The following is an 18,251-nucleotide window of genomic DNA, read 5'->3' on the forward strand; positions in this document are numbered from 1 at the left end:
GGGCCCGCAGGCCCTCGCTACGACCGTACGCGGGCCGGCGGCCTCAGCGGGCGAGCCGCTGGGCCCCCTGCCGCGCCCTGTCCGCGGGGATCGCGAACCCGATGCCGATGGAGCCGCCGCCCCCGCCGCGCATCAGCGTCGCGATCGCCGTGTTCACGCCGACGACCTCGCCGCGCGCGTTGACCAGAGGCCCGCCGGAGTTGCCCGGGTTGATCGACGCGTCGGTCTGCAGCGCGGTGCTCGCCCCGCCGTCGCCGATGCGCACCTCGCGGTTCAGCGCGCTGACGATGCCGCCGGTGACCGTCCCCTGCAGCCCGAGCGGGGAGCCGAGCGCGAGCACCGGGTCGCCGACCCGGACGTCGGCGAACCGGCCGAACGCCAGCGGCGCCGGGCTCTGCCCGGCCGGGATCGCCAGCACCGCCAGGTCGAGGGCGGGGTCGGCGCCCGTCACCCGCGCCGGGATCCGGCGCCGGTCCGCCAGCGTCACGGTGACCTGGCCGCCGTCCTCGACGACGTGCGCGTTGGTCAGCACGTGCCCCTGCCGGTCGATGACGAACCCCGAGCCGGTGCCGCGCCCGTTCCCCGACCGCACCTCGATCGACACCACGCTCGCCTGGACCCGCGCCGCCACCTCGCTGAGGTCGCCGGTCCCGCCGTTCACCGGGCCGGCGCCGGACTGCGAGAGCGCGGTGGACGCCGGGTCGCCGGCGGTGACGCGTCCGGCGACGCCGCCGGCCAGGCCCCCGGCCAGCAGCGCGGCGAGCACGGCCGCGACCACCGCGCGGCCGGAGCGCCCGCCGCGGTCGCGGCGGTCCTCGCCGTAGTCCGGCAGCGCCCACGGGTCGCGCGGCGCGGGGCGCGTGAACGCCTCGTCCGGCGGCCACGTACGAGGGGGCGGAGGAGACCGGAAGTCGGGGCCGCGCGGCTCGCCCAGCCCGAACCGGGCGTCGTCGCCGAGGTCGTACCGAAGGGTGTCGTGCCTACCGCCGTACCGGGGGTCGGCTTGCGGTGGATAACTCATGGGGCTCTCCTCCACGCTCTCTCTCACCGTTCAGTACTCCGCCGCTCTGCGGTTCGTTCACGGGAGCCGCGAAAACCACAGCAGGGACCCCGCGGCGACCGCGCACGAGAGGAGCAGGCCCGCGGCGACGAACCAGGTCCAGATCTCCCGCCGCTCGACGCGGTAGCCGATGCTGCTGCCGATGTCCTCGTACACGCCGCGCAGTTCCTCGCCGGACGCGGCCTGGTAGTGGCGCCCGCCGGCGTCCCGCGCCAGCCGCTCCAGCGCCGGCCCGTCGACCGGCACCGGGATCGCCTGCCCGTTCTGGTACATGACGCCCTCCGGGGTGCCGTAGGCGATCGTCGACACGGGCACGCGGGCCTGCGTGGCGCGCTGGACGGCCTCCTCGGGGGTCCGCCCGGCGGTGTTCGTCCCGTCCGAGAGCAGGACGACGTGCGCCGGCGGCGCCTCCTCCTCGCCGAACTGCGCGCCGAACCCGGCGATCGAGTCCAGGGAGGCGAGCAGGCCCTCGCCGATCGCGGTGCGCGGCCCGAGGCGCAGCCCGTCGATGCCGGTGCGCATGGCCTGGCGGTCGGTGGTCGGCGCGACGATCACCGACGCCGATCCCGAGAACGACACGAGGCCGACGTTGAAGCGGTCCGGCACCTGGTCCAGGAACGTGCGGGCGGCCCGCTTCGCCCCCTCCAGCCTGGTCGGCTGGACGTCCGTGGCCTGCATGGAGTGGGAGACGTCGAGCGCCAGGACGATCGTCGCCTGCTCGCGCGGCACCCGGACGTCCGCGGTGGGACGCGCGAAGCCGGTGACGAACAGGCCCAGCATCAGCAGGAACGCCGCCGCCGGGACATGGCGGCGCCACCCCGGCCGAGCGGGCGCGACCTTGTCGAGCAGCGCCAGGTTGGTGAAGCGCACCGCGTACCTGCCGCGCCGCACCTGCATCACCACGTACGCGGCGACGAGGACGGGCAGCGCCAGCAGCAGCAACAGGCGGACCGGATCGAGGAAGTTCATGCCGCTCCTCCAGCCGGGGGCGGCGGGGGAGCAGGCGCGGCCAGCGCGACCCGCCGCTGCGCCAGGACGTGCCGCACCAGGTCGCGCACCCAGTCGCCGTCGGTCCGCAGCCGCAGGTGCGCCGCGCCCGCCCGGCGCAGCCCCGCTGCGATCTCCTCGCGCTGCCGCGCCGCGGCGGCGGCGTACCGCTCGCGCAGGCGGCGGCTCGCCGTCGGCACCTCGCGCCGGCGCCCGGTCTCGGGGTCGACGAGGGTGAGCATGCCGACGTCGGGGAGCGCCAGCTCGCGCGGGTCGACGACCTCGACGGCGAGGAGCTGGTGGCGCGCGCCGAGCAGCCGCAGCGGGCGCTCCCACTCGCTCGCCTCCTCCAGGAAGTCGGAGACGACGACGATCAGCCCGCGCCGCCGGGGCCCGGTGCGCCGCAGCAGGTCGGCGCCCGCGCCGAGGGACGGCGCGGCGCGGCCGGCCGCGCCGCGCGGCTCCGCCAGCAGCGTGCCGAGCAGGGCGAGCAGGTGCGCCCGCCCGGTCCGGGCCGGGAGGTGGCGGGTGCCGCCGTCGCGGACGATCCGGGCGCCCAGGCGGTTGCCCGTCCGCTCGGTCAGGAACCCGGCCGCGGCGACGGCGAACACCGCGAGGTCGCGCTTCTCCAGCCGCCCGGTCCCGAAGTCCATGCTCGCCGTGGCGTCGACCAGCACCCAGGTCTCCAGCTCCCGGTCGGCGACCCGGTCGCGGACGTGCGGCGCGGTCATGCGGGCGGTGAGGTTCCAGTCCATGGCGCGCACGTCGTCGCCGGCGACGTACTCGCGCCCTTCCGCGGGCTCCCAGCCCGGTCCGGGGAGCAGGCCCAGGTGGTCGCCTTGCAGCAGGCCGTCCAGGCGCCTCGTGACGGTCAGTTCCAGGCGGCGCAGCGCCTGCTCCGGCGCGAGGTCGCGCAGGCCGGGGCCGTTCATGCGGCCCTGCCCTCGCCGCCGTCAGGGTGCGCCGGGACGTCCTCGCCGCCGAGGCCCTCGCCGCCGTCCCCCTCAACGGCCTCGGCCGGCGCGATCCGCGGTGCGGGCACCGCGGCGACGATCGCGTCGACCATCGGCCGCGCGCCGACGCCGTCGGCGAGCGCGTCGAACGACGGCACCAGGCGATGGGCGATCACGTCCCCGGCCAGGTCCCGCACGTCGCCCGGCAGTACGTACTCCCGCCCGCGCAGCAGCGCCAGCGCGCGCCCGGCCGCGATCAGCCCGAGCGTCGCGCGCGGCCCCGCGCCGTAGGCCAGCATCCCGGCGAGCTTCGGCACGCCGTGGCCGGCGGGGTCGCGGGTGGCCGCCACGAGGCGGACCGCGTACCGCGCCACCTCGTCGTGCACGAACACGTCCGCCGCCGCCTCCCGCAGCGCCTCCACCTCGGCGGTGCCGAGGATCGGGTTCGCGGTCGGCGGGCGCGTCCCCATGCGGTAGACGATCGCCAGCTCCTGCGCCTCGGTCGGGTACTCCACGTCGATCTTCAGCAGGAACCGGTCGCGCTGCGCCTCGGGCAGCTGGTACACCCCCTCGGACTCGATCGGGTTCTGCGTGGCCAGCACCAGAAATGGCGAGGGCACCGGGAACGTCCGCCCGGCGATGCTGACCTGCCGCTCGCCCATCACCTCCAACAGCGCCGACTGGACCTTGGCGGGCGCGCGGTTGATCTCGTCCACCAGCACCACGTTGGCCATCACCGGGCCGGGCTCGATGTCGAAGCTCTCGGTGGACGGGCGGTAGATGCGGGTGCCGACGATGTCGGCGGGCACCAGGTCCGGCGTGAACTGGAGCCGGGCGAACGAGCCGCCCGCGACCGTGGCGAGCGTCTGCGCGGCGAGCGTCTTCGCGACGCCCGGCACCCCTTCCAGCAGGCAGTGGCCGCCGGCCAGGACCGCCACGAGCATCCGCTCCAGCATGTGGTCCTGGCCGACGATGACCCGCTTGACCTCGAACAGGGCCCGCTCGGCCAGGGTGCTCGCCGCCGGCCGGACGCGGGCGGCGTCGAGGCCGCCGCTCACTTCGTGCCCTCGGCCACGCTCCGAGTGGTCTTGTCCGGGCAGTCGGTGCCGGGCGCGCCGGCGGTCCCGTGCGCCTGGTACTCGACGATCTGGAACCGGGTGCGGACCGGCTCCGGCCCGGGATCGGCCATCGCGGCGCCGCCGGCGGCCACCGTGCCGGCCCCGGCCAGTCCCGCCGCCATGACGAGCAGCTTCGTGCGTCGGCGGAGCGCCATGCTCCTCCCCCTTCGTCGTCCGGCCGCCCGCCGTGGGGGCGGCACGCGACGATCACAACAGGCGGGGGCGAAAGCGGACTTAAAGGGGACCCGCGGCGGCGTAGAGCACCAGCAGCGGGGCCGGGGCGCGGGCGGCGCGGTCGTACCGGTCGGGCTCTCTCGCGTCCGGGTCCGGCGGAGGGAACAGGACGCGCTGGCGTGCGGCGATCTCCGCCAGGCCCCGAGAACTCCCCGGGCATCAGCCGGCCAGGCGCGTGCCGCCGTCGGCGAGGGCGACGGGGGCTCCGGCCGCCGCGGACAGCCCGGCGGAGACGCCGATCATCACGCTCGCGACGCCCGCGCGGTGCCCCGCCTGGCGGGCGAGCGGGTCGTCCGCCGGGCCGCGGAACACGTCGTCGAGCAGCAGCGCGTCGCCGCCGCCGTGCGCGCCCGCGCCGCCCTGGACGGGGATCTCCTCCGGCTCGCGCCAGTGCCGGTGCAGGACCAGCCGCTCGGACGCTCCGGCGGCGTGCTCCTTGCCGGCCGCCGTCGGGTCGATCGCCGCGTGCGGCGGCGTCCACGCCCGCTCGACGACGTCCAGCTCCAGCCGCCCGGCGGTGCCGTTGAAGACCGCGTGATAGCCCTCGGCGGGCGCGTGGGCGTTGAGTGAGTAGGTGAGCAGCGCGCCGCGCTCGTAGCGGACGAGGACCGCCATGTTGTCGTCGATGGTCACCCCCTCGCCGAACACGTCCTGGTCGCGGACGTAGCCGTCCTCGTGCTCGGCGTCGAGGTAGAGGCGCTTCAGCCGTGGGTCGGCGGACAGGTCCAGCAGGAACGGGTCCGTGCCGAGTCCCGGCGCGTTCCGGGCGCGGGCGGGACGGTCGGTGAGGCCGCGGGCGCGGGCGTTGGCGGCGCCGTAGAAGCGCAGGGAGCTCTGCGCGTAGACCGAGGCGGCGGCGTCGGCGATCCACCAGTTGACCAGGTCGAAGTGGTGGGCGGCCTTGTGCACCAGCAGCCCGCCCGAGTTCGCCCTGTCCCGGTGCCAGCGGCGGAAGTAGTCGGCGCCGTGGATGGTGTCCAGCGCCCACGAGAAGTGCACCGACGTGACGTCGCCGATCGCGCCGTCCGCGATCAGCCGCCGGACGGCGCTGTTGCGCGGCGAGTACCGGTAGTTGAACGTCACGACGAGCCGCCCGGCGCCGCGCTCGGCCGCCGCGAGGATCGCCGCGCAGTCCTCGGCCGTGGTGCACAGCGGCTTCTCCACGACGACGTCCTTGCCGGCGTCGAGGGCGGCGAGGACGTAGCCGGCGTGGGCGGCGTCGACGGTGGTGACCACGACGGCGTCGGCGAGGTCGAGCGCCTTCCCGAACTCCTCGGGCGTGAAGCACGGCACGGCGCGGCCGATCCGGTCGAGGTAGTAGCCGAGGCGCGTCCGGTTGGGGTCGCAGAGCGCGACGATCTCACCGGTGTCGCGCCACGCTCCGAGCAGCGCGTCGACGTACATCTGCGCCCGGTGGCCGAGCCCGACGAAGGCGTATCGCATGGTGCGGGACTCCAGGGTGGCGGGGTGCCGTGCGGCCCGGCCGCCTGGGGGCCGCACGGCACGTCACGGGATCACTGGGACAGGGAGTTGTTCGCCTCGGTGATGAAGGTCTTGGCCGCCGCGTCGGGCGTGGCCTTCTTGAACAGCACCGAGTCGGTGGCGCGCTTGAGGATGTCCTCCATCTCCGTCGCGCCCTTCGGCGGGACGACCACCGGGCTGAGATCGTTCTTGATCGATTCCATGAAGGCCAGCACCTTCCGGTCGGCCGGGGTCAGCTTGTCCTTGATCGCGGCGATGACCTGGGCGTTGGTGGGCAGGCCGCGGTCGCTGAGCAGGATGGCGCCCGCGTCCGGGTCGTTGACCAGGAAGTCGACGAACTTCTGGGCGGCGGCGGTCTTCTCGGTCCGGGCCGAGATCGTGTAGTACATCGCCGGCTGCAGGAACATGCCGGAGGTGGCGGCGCCCGGGATCCTCGGCATGCGCAGCAGGTCGAGCTCCTCACCGGAGCCCTTGGTCAGCGCGTCGAGCTGGTTGCTCCACCAGCTGCCGAAAGCGCTTTCCTTGGTGACGAGCAGGGCCTGGTCGGGCTTGGTGCCGGTCTCCAGCATCTTGGCGGCGCCCGGTCCCGCCTTGGTGTCGATGATCTTCTGCAGCAGCGCCCACCAGTCCTTGACGGTCTGCTCCGAGACGCCGAGCTTCCCGTCCTTGTAGAACGGCTCGCCCCGCTGGGCGGCGTAGATCTGGAGGAACGCCGGGTTCTCGTTGTACTCGGTGCCCCAGGGCTTGCCGCCGTTCTCTTCGGTGATCTTCTGGGAGAGGGCGATGTAGTCGTCCCAGGTCCAGGTCGTGTCGTCGGGGACCTTCTGGCCGCCCTTCGCCACGGCCTTCCTGTTGACGATCATCGGGAAGGCGTTGACGCCGGTGGGGATCGCGTACTGCTTGCCGCCGACCTGGCCCGCCTTGAGGACGCTCTGGTCGAGGTCGGTGGTGTTGATCTTGCCGGTCAGGTCGGCGATGGTGCCCCGGCCGGAGTACTCCGCCAGCGCGCGGATCTCGATGGAGATGACGTCCGGCGCGTCCCCGGCCGCGGTCTTGGTGGCGAGCTTCTCGTAGTAGCTGTCGAAGTCGGAGAAGTCGCCCTCGACCTTGATCGACGGGTTCTTCTCCTCGAACTTGGCGATGGCGGCCTCGGTCAGCTTCTGCCGGGAGTCGCTGCCCCAGTAGGAGAAGACGATCTGGTTCTCGTCACCGGAATCGCCGCCGCCGCTTCCGCAGGCGGTGGCCGACACCGCGACCAGGGCGGCGGCGGTGGCCGCCAGGATGCGTTTCATGTGCTGTACCTCCGGGGGACGGGGGTGGAGAGGCGCTATTTGAGACCGGTGGTCGACATTCCTCGGACGAGATATTTCTGGCCGGCCAGGAAGAAACCGAAGATCGGGCCCAGCGAGACGATCGACATCGCGAACATCGGCCCCCAGGACGACTCGCCGCTCGAATCGAGGAACTGGCGCAGCGCGACCGGAGCCGTGAGCCTGTCGGAATTGGTCAGGTAGAGGTTCTGGGTGAAGAAGTCGTTCCACGTCCAGATGAACGTGAAGATCGCCGTAGTGGCCAGCGCGGGCACGCACAGCGGCATCACGACCAGCAGGAACGTGCGCCAGTGGCCCGCGCCGTCGATCGCCGCCGCCTCGTCCAGCTCGCGGGGGAGGGTGCGGATGAACTGCACCATCAGGAAGATGAAGAACGCGTCGGTGGCCAGGAACTTCGGCACCACGATCGGCCAGATCGTGTTGATCCAGTCGACCTTGTTGAACATGATGTACTGCGGTACGACCGTCACATGGTGCGGCAGCATGATCGAGCCCAGCATGATGGCGAACCAGAGCTTCTTGAACGGGAACTCCAGCCGCGCGAACGCGTACGCCGCCAGCGAGCAGGCGAGCAGATTGCCGGCCACCGCCAGTCCGGTGATGACCGCGGAGTTCCAGAGGTAGTAGCCGAAGGAGTGCTTGAGCGCGTCCCAGCCGCCGCCGTAGTTCTCGCCGGTCACCTCCGAGGGGACCAGGCCGGGCTCCCGGAAGATCAGTTCCTCGGGCTTGAACGAGCTGGAGACCATCCACAGCAGCGGGTAGAGCATGAACAGCCCGAACGCGATCAGCAGGACGTGCCTGGTCAGCCGCGAGGCGGGCCGGAACAGGACCGGCACGCGCTTACTTCTCGTCGCCATAGAAGACCCAGAATCGAGACATGAGGAAGTTGACGGCGGTCAGGGCCCCGATGATGAGCAGGAGCACCCACGCCATGGCGGCCGCGTAGCCCATCTCGTAGTTCTTGAAGCCCTTGATGTAGAGGTACAGCGTGTAGAAGAGGGTCGAGTCGACCGGTCCGCCGTTGCCGTCGCTGATGACGAACGCCTGCGTGAACGACTGGAATGACTTGATCACCTCCAGCACGGCGTTGAAGAAGATGATCGGCGTGAGCAGCGGCAGCGTGATCGAGCGGAACTGCCGGATCCGGCCGGCGCCGTCGACCCGGGCCGCCTCGTACAGGGTCTGCGGAATCTGCCGGAGCCCCGCCAGGAAGATGACCATCGGGGCGCCGAACGTCCAGACGTGCAGGACGATCAGCGTCCAGAGCGCGGTGTCGGGGCTGGTGACCCATCCCTGCCCCTCGTAGCCGAACCAGCCGAGGAACGTGTTGACGATCCCGTCGACCCCGAAGATCTTCCGCCACAGGATCGAGATCGCCACGCTGCCGCCGAGCAGCGAGGGCAGGTAGAAGACCGACCGGTAGAACGACAGCCCGCGCAGCCCCTTGTCCAGCGCCATGGCCAGCGCGAGGGCGAAGGCGAGCTGCAGGGGGACCGAGACGACGACGTAGGTGGTCGTCACCTTGAGCGAGTTCATGTACCGGTCGTCGACCGTGAACATCTTGTCGTAGTTGTCGAGGCCCACCCAGTGGGCCTCGGACAGCAGGCTGTAGTCGGTGAAGGACAGGTACAACGAGGCGATCATCGGGCCGAGCGTGATGACGAACAGGCCGAGGAACCACGGGGCCAGGAACAGGTAGGCGGCCCACGCCTGCGAACGCGCTCGGGAGCTCTTGCGGCGGCGGGGGCGGCGCCCGCCCTTCCGCCCGGACGACGTGACCGGGGTCCCGGCCGCCTCCGTCGCCGGGGCGGCCGCCGCGGGCCTCAGCGTCATCACTGGCCCTTCGGTGAGTGGGGTGAGTGAGATAGCGCTTTCTTATAGCCACCGCGGCGATGACGTCAACCCTTTGCAGTGAGATTCCTCACGATCATCATCAGGGCACCGTCATATAAGCCCAGCTAGATAACGGCCCTGCGCTGCGGGGTGGTTGCCAGATGTGTTCCGGCTGTAGGCCCATTACTACAACCGATTGCATCATCGGCAAGGCCGGATCGGAGGCGGTGAGCGACGGTGCCGCGCGGTCTCATGGGGAGGCCGCCGGGGGAGCGGTGGAGTCGCGGACCACGAGGTGGGTCTCCAGGACGGTGGCCGCGCTCATCGGCTTGATGAGCAGGTCGACGGCGAGCCGCCCGGCGTCGGCCGTGGGCATCGCGACCGTGGTGAGCTTCGGCCGGTGCATGCGCCCGGTGATGCTGTCGTCGACGCCGATCACGCTGACGTCCCCGGGAACCGCGACGCCCCGCTCCTCCAGGCCGGCGATGAGGCCGATCGCGACGAGGTCGTTGTAGGCCAGGACGCCCGTCACCCCCGCCTCGGCCACCTGGGCGGCGACGGCGAGCCCGCCCTCCTCGGTCGGCGCGTTCGGCCCGAAGACGAGCGTCTCCAGGCCGGGCGCGTCGGTGACGGCCCGGCGCAGCTCGCCGCTCGTCCAGGAGCCGGCGGGCCCGGCCGCGAGGGCCACCTTCCGGTGGCCGAGCCCGGCGAGGTGCTCCATCGCGGCGCGGGCGCCGCTGGCGACGTCCATGACGACCGTCGGCACCCCGCGCATCCGCCGGTTGACCAGGACGAACGGGATCGTCTCGGCGAGCTTGCCGAGCGCCTTGTTCGACAGCCGGGGGCTGCACAGCACGATGCCGTCCACCTGCTTGGAGAAGGCGAGGACGAGGTCCTGCTCCTCGGCCGGGTCCTCGTCGGTGTCGGCGACGAACAGGTGGTAGTCCTGGCCGCGGGCGGTGGCCTGGGCGGCCTTGATCAGCGGGGGGAAGAACGGGTTCGCGAGGTCGGCCACGATCAGCCCGAGGTTGCCGGTCCGGCCCGTGGTGAGGGACCGGGCCGCCCGGTTGGGCCGGTAGCCGAGCCGCTCCGCCACATCGAGGACCCGCGTCCGCGTCTCGGCGTTCACCATGTGCGGGGCGGAGAAGGTGCGCGAGACCGTCGACACGTGGACGCCGGACGCGTCCGCGACGTCCCGGATAGTCACTGCCATGGCAGGCATAGTAACGCAACCGTTTGCAAGACGGAGGGCGATACAGGGGCTGTTTGCGCTGGTCTAGCCGGTTTACTTGACGAACGCCATGGCCGGGTCGATTGTTTTACTGCAACTGATTGCAGCAAGCGGAGGAGTTCGCGCGTGAGCAGAGTGCTCGTCACCGGAAGCGCGGGGCGGCTCGGCCGCAGCGTCGTCGCCACGCTGGCCGCCGCCGGGCACGAGGTGATCGGCGTCGACCCCGCCCCTGGCACCCCCCGGGACGCCGCCGACACCCTACCGGCCGACCTCACCGATCCCGGCGAGGCCTACTCGGTGATCGCACGCTTCCGGCCCGGCGCGGTCGTGCACCTCGCCGCCATCGCCGTCCCGTTCGGCCGGACGGACGCCACGACGTTCCGGGTGAACACCCAGCTCGCCTTCAACGTCTGCGCGGCGGCCGTGGCGTTCGACGTGCCGAAGCTGGTCGTCGCCAGCAGCCCCACCGTGCTGGGCTACGGCGCGCCCGGCTGGACCCCGTCCTACCTGCCGCTGGACGAGGACCACCCGACCCTGCCCTGGAACGCCTACGGCCTCTCCAAGGTCGTCGCCGAGGAGACCGTGCGGACGTTCGCCCGCGCGGGCGGCGGCACGAGGACGGCCGCGTTCCGGCCGTGCTTCGTCGTCGCTCCCGAGGAGTGGGAGGGCGCGCCGACCCAGTCGGGGCACTCCATCCGCGAGCGGCTCGACCGTCCCGAGATCGGCGCCACCTCGCTGTTCAACTACATCGACGCCCGGGACGCCGGCGAGCTCGTCGGCGCGCTCCTCGCCCGGCTGCCGGAGCTGGAGCGCAACGGCGAGGTGTTCCTCGCCGGCGCCGGCGACGCGCTGGCCCGCGAACCGCTCGCCGAGCTGGTGCCCCGCTTCGTCCCCCAGGCCCGGGAGCTCGCCGCGGCGCTCACCGGCACCGCCCCCGCCTTCTCCTCCGCCAAGGCCGGGCGGCTGCTCGGCTGGACCGCCAAGCGCAGCTGGCGCACCGAACTCGCCTGAACCGGACCGCCTGGAGGGCCTCTCTATGATCAAAGATGTGTCGGTCGCGGCGCGGTCGGTGCCCCTGGCCCGGCCGTGGGGGCCGGACGTGCCCTGCAACCACGTCCTGTTCGTCACGCTCACCCTGGACGACGGGCGGACGGGAACCGGGATCTGCTGGACGCCCCGGGTCGGGCTGCACGCGGTCCAGGCGCTGCTGGAACACGATGTCCGCGACGCGGTGATCGGGCTTCCGGCGCACCCGGGCGTCGTCTGGGACAGGCTGTCGGCCCACCTCTCGGAGGCGGGCCGGTCCGGCATCGTCGCGATCGCGATGGCCGGGATCGATATCGCGCTGTGGGAACTGGAATGCGGCGGGCGCTCCCTTGCGGACGTCCTCGGGGCGAGGCGCGAGAGCGTCCCGGTCTACGGCAGCGGGGTGAACCGCCACTACACGCTGGACGAGCTGACCGCCCAGGCCGCGCGGTGGGCGGACGCCGGGTACCGCGCCGTCAAGATCAAGGTCGGCCGGCCCGCGCTCGCGGAGGACGTCGAGCGCGTCGCCGCAGTCCGCGAGGCCATCGGTCCCGAGGTGGCGCTGATGGTCGACGCGAACCAGCGGTGGGACCTGCACCGAGCCCGGACGGCGCTGCGGGCGCTGGAGCCGTTCGACCTGTTCTGGATCGAGGAGCCCCTGCCCGCCGACGACCTCGCCGCCCACGTGGAGCTGCGCCGGAGCATCGGCACCCCGGTCGCGGTCGGCGAGAACGTCGCCACCGCGCACGGATTCCGCGACCTGCTGGCGTCCGGCGCCTGCGACGTGGTCCAGCCGAACGTGGTCCGGGTCGGCGGCATCACCCCGTTCCTGCGCATCGCCGAGATCGCCCGCGTCTTCGACGTGCCGCTCTACCCGCACCTGCTCACTGAACTGTCGGGGCAGCTGGCCCTCGCGCTCCACCACCCGGCGATGGTGGAACTGGTGGAGGATGCCGCGCTCACCGATCTCGGCCTGCTCGCCGAGCCGTCCCCGGTGGAGATCGCCGGCGCGGAGCTGCGGGCGACGGGCGCGCCGACGCGATGGGCGCGGGGGGCGCGGTGAGGCCGGTGCGGGTGGTCGTCGCCGGGGTCAACGGCCACGGGCGCCACCATCTGGAGAACGTCCGGCGGCTGGCCGCGGCGGGCCGGGCCGAGCTGGCCGGGGTGTGCGACATCCGGCCGCCGGAGGGGCTCGGCGTGCCCGTCTCGGCGGACCTGCCCGTGCTGGTCCGGGAGACCGGGGCCGAGGTCGCGGTGATCGCCACGCCGATCCACACCCATGCCCCGCTGGCGGTGGCCGCGCTCCGGGCCGGCGCGCACGTGCTGCTGGAGAAGCCGCCCGCGCCGTCGGCCGCGGAGTTCGAGGCGATCTCCGCGGCGGTGGCCGAGATGGGGCTGGCCTGCCAGGTCGGCTTCCAGTCGCTCGCCTCGGAGGCGGTCCGCGCCGCGCGGGACGTGCTCGGCGAGCCGGTCCGCGGCATCGGGGTGGCCGGGGCGTGGACGCGGCCGTTCGGCTACTACACCCGCTCGGCCTGGGCGGGCCGCCGGAGGCTGGACGGCGCCGACGTCGTGGACGGCGCCCTCACCAACCCCTTCGCCCACGCGGTGGCCTCCGCGCTCGCCGTCGCCGGGGCGGACACGATGGACTCGGTCGCCGGCATCGAGCTGGAGCTCCACCGCGCCAACGCCATCGAGTCCGACGACACCTCCAGCGCCCGGATCCGGCTGGCGAGCGGCGCGGTCATCGCCGTCACCGTCTCGCTGTGCGCGGACCGGCGTACCGAGCCCTACCTGCACCTCCACGGCGAGACCCGGTCGGCCAGGCTCTTCTACACCGTCGACGAGATCGAGATGGACGGCGCCAGAACGGGCTTCGGCCGGGCCGACCTTCTCGAGAACCTCATCGCGCACGTCCGGGAGGGCACCGGCCTCCTGGTGCCGCTCGCCCGCACGGGCGGCTTCACCCGGCTGGTCGACGCGATCCGGCTCGCGCCCGACCCGCGGCCGGTCGAGGGGCGGTTCGTCCGGACCGAGCCCACGCGGCTGGTCCTGCCGGGCATCGAGGACCTGGCGGTGCGCGCGGCGCGGGAGCTGAAGACCCTCGGCGAGCTGGGCTTTCCCGGCAGCCTCGGGTCGCTGTCCGAGCCGTGGCCCGAGACGGTGCTGGCGGTGGGCGGGCGGGAGGTCGCCACGTACGCCCAGCGCGGCGACCTGCAGGCCACCGACGCGCCGCGGCCCCATCTGCACCCGGTCCGCACCCTCGGCGGGACGGTCGTCACCGAGGTCCAGCCGGACGACCACGTGCACCACTTCGGCGCCGGCATCGCGATCGCCGACGTCGACGGGGCGAACTTCTGGGGCGGCTCCACCTACGTCCGCGGCGAGGGGCCGGCGATGCTCCGCAACCACGGGCGGCAGCGGCGGCGCACGCTCCGGCCTCTCGGCGGCGGCTACGCGGAGACCCTCGACTGGGTCGGCCCGGACGGCACCGTCCTCGCCGCCGAGGAGCGGACCCTCACCGCACGGCCCGTGCCCGGCGCGTGGGCGCTCGACGTCGCGTTCACGCTGACCGGGCTGACCGGTCGGCCGCTCGTCCTGCAGAGCTCGGCGTGCAAGGGCCGGACCGGGGCGGGCTACGGCGGCTTCTTCTGGCGTGCGCCCAAGGATTCGGCCGGCCTGGAGGTCTTCACCGCCGAGGCGTCCGGCGAAGAGGCCGTGCACGGCAGCGTCACCCCGTGGCTGGCGCTGGCCTCGGACGCCTGGACCCTGGTGTTCGTCCAGACCGCCGGGCTCGACCCGTGGTTCGTGCGGGTCGCGCAGTACCCGGGCGTCGGCCCCGCCCTGGCGTGGGAGGAGCCGCTGGCCGTCACCGGGCGCCTGGACCGGGCGGTCACCGTCGTCGTCGCCGACGGGCGGCACACCCCGGACCAGGCCCGCGGCCTCGCCGGAGAGGCCGCCCCGTGACGTCCCGTGCCGTCAGCCCCTCTCGCCCGGGCCGACGGCCGGGCCGTGGTCGCCGCGGCGGCGCGGACCCGGCAGGCCGCTGCGGACGAACGGGGCCGGGGGCTCGGTGGTGAGCGCCGCGCCCAGCGCGCCGCCGACCTCGTTGCGCAGCCGGGGCAGCTCGGCGTAGAGGGCGTCGCCCGGGCACTGGGTGGCGACGTAGTCGCGGTGCCCCACGATGGCGGCATGGGGATCGAGGCCGTAGACGTCGCACAGCCAGGCCAGCGTCTGGACGAGTGAGCTCCACAGGACGGCCGTGGGCAGCGCCGTGATGTAGGTGCCCTCGTTCTCGATGCCGAGGGTGTGGCCGTTGTGGTTCGCGGTCTGGGCGCCCATCACGTTGGCGCCCTGCCCGATCGCTTCGAGCGAGCGGTTGCGGCCTTCCATGACGTGGCCGCCGCGGCTGATGGTGAGCTGCTGGCCCGTGTCGGCCCACCCGTTGGTGTCCATGTGGAGGTCCTGGCAGTCGCGGGACAGCTGGAAGGCGTGGGCGAGCGAGTAGTCGGTCGAGTTCGGGAAGGCCATGTGGTGGACGACGAGGTGGTCCGGCGCGGCGATGATCTGCGCGGTGGACGACGGCGGCCTGGCGTTCCACTCCGCCCGCGTGTAGACGTGCGGCGCGGCGAGGCCGCGGGCGGCGCGCGGGCGGGCGAGGTCGGCCGTCCCGAGCAGGACGGCGCCGCCGGCGACGGCGCCCGCCCGGGTCAGGAAGGCGCGGCGGGCGAGGGGCGAGAGCTCGGACATGGCGGGGGGCTCCTCGGGTCGAACCGTGTTCTGTCGACCATGCCTAGTTGAGGAACACCCGGCGGAACAGATGAAAAGTGAGCAACCCGGGCGGCGTCCCGTTGGCACCTCGCAAGATCCGCACTGCTCATCCGGGGCGCCGGGAGCGGGCCCCGGCAGCGGTCAGAGGTAGAGGCCGGTGCCGTGCTCGGGACGCTCGCTGGCGATCGCGTGCAGGTCGCGCTCGCGCATGATGAGGTACTTCTCGCCCTGGATCTCCACCTCGTACTGGTCGCCGGGGTGGAACAGGACGCGGTCGCCGGGCTTGACGATCCGGACGTGGTGGCCGACCCCGCACACCTCTCCCCACACGAGGCGGTTCTCCTGCTCGACCGTCGCCGGGATGACGATCCCGCCCGTGCTGCGGCGCTCGCCGCTGTCCTTCTCCATCTTGATCATGACTCGGTCGTGCAGCATCTGGACTTCGAACTTCGGCTCGGACACGCGGGCGAGTTTATCCGCCCGCGCGGACCAGGGCGTTCCACGCACCGGCGATGATCTCCGGCAGCGCGGAGCGGTCCGGCCGCCAGCCGAGGCCGGCCCGGATCGCGGTGGCGTCGCATAGGGGCACCGGCGCCTCGGGCCGGGCGGGCCGGCGGCGGACGGGCACGGGCCTCCCGGTGACCTCCTCGACGGCGGCGACGACCTCGCGGACCGCCGCCCCGGCGCCGCTGCCGACGTTGTAGACGCGGTCCTCGCCCGGCCGGACGGCCTCCACCGCCCGCACGTAGGCGGCGGCGAGGTCGTCGACGTGCAGGTACTCGCGGACCGCCAGCCCGTCGCCGTTGAGCTCCAGGTGCGGGGCGCGGCCGGCGGCCACCGCGAGCGCCTTCGGGATCAGCCGGGTCTCGTCCGGGTCGACGCGCCCGTCCACCGAGCCGGCGACGTTGAAGGTGCGCAGCACGACCGCGCCGATCGCGCCGGTCCGGGCGTGGAACCGGACGGCCTGCTCGGCGGCGAGCTTCGAGGCCCCGTAGGGGCTGGTCGGCGCCGCGGGCTCGCTCTCGGGGATCGGCTGCCGCTCCGGGGTCCCGTAAACGGCGGCGGTCGAGCCGAGCACGACCCGGTCCGCGTCCACGGCCTCCAGCAGGTTCACGGTGCCCTGGACGTTGGCGGTGAAGTACCGCAGGGGCGCGTCGAACGACTCGCGGACGCGGGTGAGCGCCGCGAGGTGGCAGACGCCGTCATAGGGGCCGCGCGGCAGCCCGTCCGGGGCGAGCAGGTCGCCGTGGACGGGCCGGACCCCGTCCGGGACACCGGTGGCCCGGCGCACCAACCCGTCCACCTCGTGCCCGGCCGCGACCAGCCGCCGCCCCACCGCGTACCCGATGTATCCCGCCGCCCCCGTCACGAGCACCCGCATACGGCCAGCATCCGGCCGCGGGTGCGGCGGGGCAAGAGCCGGTCAGGGCAGGGAACCGAGCCGCGCGTAGACGCCGGGGTAACCGGGCTTGCCGCAGCCGTAGCCCCAGGAGACGAGCCCGACGACGCGTCCGCGCGCGACCAGCGGGCCGCCGCTGTCGAACTGGCAGGAGTCGGCCGTGTCCGATCCGGCGCACAGCATGTCGGACGGGTCGAACGCGTCGCCGTAGGCGCGCTCGCACGCCCGGTCGCCGGGGAGCGGCACGCCGGCCTCCCGCAGACGGGTGTTGAACAGGTCGTTCTCGGAGGTGAAGCCCCAGCCGGCGATCCGTCCCGTCCGGGCGCTCCCGGGCGCGCCGAGGGCGGCGAGCGGGCGGTTCACGCGCCGCGCCAGCGTGAGGACGGCGAGATCGTGGTGGCTGACGGTCTCGTCCTTGAACGAGGTCTCCCGGTATCCGGGGTGCACGCGGACGGACGTCACCCCGACCGTCTCCCCGTCCACGCCGACCAGGTCGTCCCGGCCGAAGGTGGCCGTCAGGACGCCCGGCACGGAGCGGAACAACGACACGCAGTGCCCCGCGGTCAGCAGCTTGTCGGGCTCGATCAGCACACCGCCGCAGAACTGCCCGGACGGCCGGACGAGGAAGATCGGCGACCCGACCGCGGCCAGCCACGGGTACGCCGCGGTCCGTGCCGGGGTGCCGCCGAGGACGGCGTGCGCGGGCGGCGCGCTGAGCATCGGCAGCAGCAGCGCGGCGGCGAGCAGGGCCGCGCCGAGGAGCCGGCGGGGGGTGGCGGTCATGGCGGCAATCTAAACGATCAGCGGAAGGCCCGCACGCCCTTCCCCGCGGCCGACGGCACCGCCGCGGGGCGCGGCTCCTCGTACCGGGGGAACAGCAGCAGGGCGGTCAGCGCGAGCACGAAGCCGCCCGTCCGCAGCGCGAACGGCTCGGTCTCCCGCGGCCATTGCTCACCGAACAGCACGGTGCTGCTGACGATCAGGTAGGTCCGGCCGATGACGGTCAGCACCACCGCGACGATCGCGACGCGGCAGCGCTGCAGCGCGATCTGCAGCTGCCCCAGCGCGATGGCGGCGAGGCCGAGCGTCAGGTACGGGTAGGGCGACTCCATCACCGCCCGGATGCTCCCGGTGTCCTGGTAGACGATCGAGATGCCGCGGATGCCGGCCTCGGCGAGGCCGGCGCAGGCCCCCGCGCCGATCCCGTAGGCGACGCCGGCGAGCTTGCGGGCGTGCCGGCCGCCCGCGCGGCGGTCGCCGACCAGCCACACCAGCGCCGCGACGATCACCGCGGGGGCGCAGACGGCGATCATCGTCCACGGCCGGGCCAGCGTCCTGGCGAGGGTCGCGTCCGCGTGCGGTTCGCCCTCCCCGGTGGCCGACAGGCCGATCAGCATCGTCGCGAGGACGAACAGCGCGACGCTCGCCCACTCCCGGGCGCTGAGCCGCTCGCCGAGGAAGCGCACGGCGAACGCGACGAGGAAGACCAGGCTGACGGCGAAGATCGGCTGCGCGACGGCCAGGGGCACCGCGGAGAAGGCCACGACCTCGTAGCCGAGGCCGAGGAACAGCAGCAGGCCGCCGCCCAGCCAGACCGGGTCGGTCAGCATGAGCCGGGCGACGCGGAGCGGGCGGCTGCCGCGCAGCGGCTCCATGCGGCGCGCGGAGATCCGGAAGACGAGGAAGGCGATGTAGTAGACGGTGGTGGCGAGCAGGGCGAGGGCGGCGTGACCCAGGTCGTGACCCATCGGGAAAGACCTCTCGGCGGACGGGGGCTGGGGGGAGGCCGTTCGGCGCGCCATCGAACCGCCTCTGCCACCCTGCCCTGT

Annotated in this window: 18 protein-coding genes; 3 read left to right on the forward strand and 15 right to left on the reverse strand. The window is 73.5% G+C overall.

What is annotated here, in order from left to right:
* Positions 1 to 43: 43 nt before the first annotated feature.
* The 10 genes from ABGB11_RS15085 to ABGB11_RS15130 all read right to left on the reverse strand — a co-directional run bounded on the left by ABGB11_RS15085 (position 44) and on the right by ABGB11_RS15130 (position 10,211).
* The gene (locus ABGB11_RS15085) at positions 44 to 1,021 is read right to left on the reverse strand and encodes a trypsin-like peptidase domain-containing protein (protein ID WP_347633020.1); all 978 of its coding nucleotides are present in this window, start codon (positions 1,019 to 1,021) and stop codon (positions 44 to 46) included.
* Positions 1,022 to 1,078: 57 nt separating this feature from the next.
* A complete protein-coding gene (locus tag ABGB11_RS15090) occupies positions 1,079 to 2,029 on the reverse strand; it encodes a VWA domain-containing protein (protein WP_347633022.1) in 951 nt (316 codons plus the stop codon).
* Positions 2,026 to 2,979: a DUF58 domain-containing protein gene (locus ABGB11_RS15095; RefSeq protein WP_347633024.1), complete on the reverse strand. Its 954-nt coding sequence runs from the start codon at positions 2,977 to 2,979 to the stop codon at positions 2,026 to 2,028. The genes ABGB11_RS15090 and ABGB11_RS15095 overlap by 4 nt, the downstream gene beginning before the upstream one ends.
* Positions 2,976 to 4,058, reverse strand: coding sequence for a MoxR family ATPase (locus ABGB11_RS15100; protein WP_347633026.1), 1,083 nt, complete (start codon positions 4,056 to 4,058; stop codon positions 2,976 to 2,978). Before ABGB11_RS15100 ends, ABGB11_RS15095 begins: the two co-directional genes overlap by 4 nt.
* Entirely contained in the window at positions 4,055 to 4,273 is a 219-nt protein-coding gene (locus ABGB11_RS15105) for a hypothetical protein (protein ID WP_347633028.1), read from the reverse strand. The genes ABGB11_RS15100 and ABGB11_RS15105 overlap by 4 nt, the downstream gene beginning before the upstream one ends.
* A 238-nt stretch (positions 4,274 to 4,511) precedes the next feature.
* Positions 4,512 to 5,795 (reverse strand): Gfo/Idh/MocA family oxidoreductase, encoded by a 1,284-nt coding sequence (locus tag ABGB11_RS15110; RefSeq protein WP_347633030.1) that lies wholly within the window; start codon positions 5,793 to 5,795, stop codon positions 4,512 to 4,514.
* A 71-nt stretch (positions 5,796 to 5,866) separates the two neighbouring features.
* The gene (locus ABGB11_RS15115) at positions 5,867 to 7,126 is read right to left on the reverse strand and encodes an extracellular solute-binding protein (protein WP_347633032.1); all 1,260 of its coding nucleotides are present in this window, start codon (positions 7,124 to 7,126) and stop codon (positions 5,867 to 5,869) included.
* A gap of 35 nt (positions 7,127 to 7,161) precedes the next feature.
* Complete coding sequence (locus ABGB11_RS15120) at positions 7,162 to 8,022, reverse strand: carbohydrate ABC transporter permease (protein ID WP_347633033.1); 861 nt, start codon at positions 8,020 to 8,022, stop codon at positions 7,162 to 7,164.
* Positions 8,006 to 8,998 (reverse strand): sugar ABC transporter permease, encoded by a 993-nt coding sequence (locus tag ABGB11_RS15125; RefSeq protein ID WP_347633035.1) that lies wholly within the window; start codon positions 8,996 to 8,998, stop codon positions 8,006 to 8,008. Before ABGB11_RS15125 ends, ABGB11_RS15120 begins: the two co-directional genes overlap by 17 nt.
* 250 nt (positions 8,999 to 9,248) lie before the next feature.
* Positions 9,249 to 10,211 (reverse strand): LacI family DNA-binding transcriptional regulator, encoded by a 963-nt coding sequence (locus tag ABGB11_RS15130; protein WP_347633037.1) that lies wholly within the window; start codon positions 10,209 to 10,211, stop codon positions 9,249 to 9,251.
* A gap of 144 nt (positions 10,212 to 10,355) precedes the next feature.
* Between ABGB11_RS15130 and ABGB11_RS15135 the strand changes: the two genes are divergently transcribed.
* Genes ABGB11_RS15135 through ABGB11_RS15145 form a run of 3 tightly spaced genes read left to right on the forward strand, consistent with a single transcriptional unit; the run spans position 10,356 to position 14,219 of the window.
* A complete protein-coding gene (locus tag ABGB11_RS15135; protein ID WP_347633039.1) occupies positions 10,356 to 11,240 on the forward strand; it encodes an NAD(P)-dependent oxidoreductase in 885 nt (294 codons plus the stop codon).
* Positions 11,241 to 11,265: 25 nt separating this feature from the next.
* Positions 11,266 to 12,318, forward strand: a complete 1,053-nt coding sequence (locus ABGB11_RS15140; protein ID WP_347633041.1) for a mandelate racemase/muconate lactonizing enzyme family protein — start codon at positions 11,266 to 11,268, stop codon at positions 12,316 to 12,318.
* A gap of 5 nt (positions 12,319 to 12,323) precedes the next feature.
* A complete protein-coding gene (locus ABGB11_RS15145; RefSeq protein WP_347633043.1) occupies positions 12,324 to 14,219 on the forward strand; it encodes a DUF6807 family protein in 1,896 nt (631 codons plus the stop codon).
* A 12-nt stretch (positions 14,220 to 14,231) separates the two neighbouring features.
* On the opposite strand, the gene ABGB11_RS15150 is transcribed toward ABGB11_RS15145, so the two are convergent.
* From ABGB11_RS15150 to ABGB11_RS15170, 5 genes are all read right to left on the reverse strand, one after another.
* Entirely contained in the window at positions 14,232 to 15,002 is a 771-nt protein-coding gene (locus tag ABGB11_RS15150; RefSeq protein ID WP_347633045.1) for a peptidoglycan recognition family protein, read from the reverse strand.
* 162 nt (positions 15,003 to 15,164) lie between these two features.
* Positions 15,165 to 15,485, reverse strand: coding sequence for a co-chaperone GroES (locus ABGB11_RS15155; protein WP_347633047.1), 321 nt, complete (start codon positions 15,483 to 15,485; stop codon positions 15,165 to 15,167).
* Positions 15,486 to 15,495: 10 nt separating this feature from the next.
* On the reverse strand, positions 15,496 to 16,404 hold the full coding sequence (locus ABGB11_RS15160; protein ID WP_347633049.1) for an NAD-dependent epimerase/dehydratase family protein: 909 nt from the start codon (positions 16,402 to 16,404) through the stop codon (positions 15,496 to 15,498).
* A gap of 42 nt (positions 16,405 to 16,446) precedes the next feature.
* Positions 16,447 to 17,205, reverse strand: coding sequence for a serine protease (locus ABGB11_RS15165; RefSeq protein ID WP_347633051.1), 759 nt, complete (start codon positions 17,203 to 17,205; stop codon positions 16,447 to 16,449).
* Positions 17,206 to 17,222: 17 nt separating this feature from the next.
* On the reverse strand, positions 17,223 to 18,170 hold the full coding sequence (locus tag ABGB11_RS15170; protein ID WP_347633053.1) for a DMT family transporter: 948 nt from the start codon (positions 18,168 to 18,170) through the stop codon (positions 17,223 to 17,225).
* Positions 18,171 to 18,251: the final 81 nt, after the last annotated feature.

Origin of the sequence: Actinomadura sp. B10D3 (assembly GCF_039871695.1) — a bacterium.
GTDB classification, from domain to species: Bacteria; Actinomycetota; Actinomycetes; order Streptosporangiales; family Streptosporangiaceae; genus Spirillospora; species Spirillospora madurae.

Bases quoted from the DNA above. Each gene is read 5' to 3' on its own strand.
- ABGB11_RS15085 (WP_347633020.1), bottom strand. From the start codon at position 1,021: ATGAGTTATCCACCGCAAGCCGACCCCCGGTACGGCGGTAGGCACGAC.
- ABGB11_RS15090 (WP_347633022.1), bottom strand. From the start codon at position 2,029: ATGAACTTCCTCGATCCGGTCCGCCTGTTGCTGCTGCTGGCGCTGCCC.
- ABGB11_RS15095 (WP_347633024.1), bottom strand. From the start codon at position 2,979: ATGAACGGCCCCGGCCTGCGCGACCTCGCGCCGGAGCAGGCGCTGCGC.
- ABGB11_RS15105 (WP_347633028.1), bottom strand. From the start codon at position 4,273: ATGGCGCTCCGCCGACGCACGAAGCTGCTCGTCATGGCGGCGGGACTG.
- ABGB11_RS15110 (WP_347633030.1), bottom strand. From the start codon at position 5,795: ATGCGATACGCCTTCGTCGGGCTCGGCCACCGGGCGCAGATGTACGTC.
- ABGB11_RS15115 (WP_347633032.1), bottom strand. From the start codon at position 7,126: ATGAAACGCATCCTGGCGGCCACCGCCGCCGCCCTGGTCGCGGTGTCG.
- ABGB11_RS15120 (WP_347633033.1), bottom strand. From the start codon at position 8,022: ATGGCGACGAGAAGTAAGCGCGTGCCGGTCCTGTTCCGGCCCGCCTCG.
- ABGB11_RS15125 (WP_347633035.1), bottom strand. From the start codon at position 8,998: ATGACGCTGAGGCCCGCGGCGGCCGCCCCGGCGACGGAGGCGGCCGGG.
- ABGB11_RS15130 (WP_347633037.1), bottom strand. From the start codon at position 10,211: ATGGCAGTGACTATCCGGGACGTCGCGGACGCGTCCGGCGTCCACGTG.
- ABGB11_RS15140 (WP_347633041.1), top strand. From the start codon at position 11,266: ATGATCAAAGATGTGTCGGTCGCGGCGCGGTCGGTGCCCCTGGCCCGG.
- ABGB11_RS15150 (WP_347633045.1), bottom strand. From the start codon at position 15,002: ATGTCCGAGCTCTCGCCCCTCGCCCGCCGCGCCTTCCTGACCCGGGCG.
- ABGB11_RS15160 (WP_347633049.1), bottom strand. From the start codon at position 16,404: ATGCGGGTGCTCGTGACGGGGGCGGCGGGATACATCGGGTACGCGGTG.
- ABGB11_RS15165 (WP_347633051.1), bottom strand. From the start codon at position 17,205: ATGACCGCCACCCCCCGCCGGCTCCTCGGCGCGGCCCTGCTCGCCGCC.
- ABGB11_RS15170 (WP_347633053.1), bottom strand. From the start codon at position 18,170: ATGGGTCACGACCTGGGTCACGCCGCCCTCGCCCTGCTCGCCACCACC.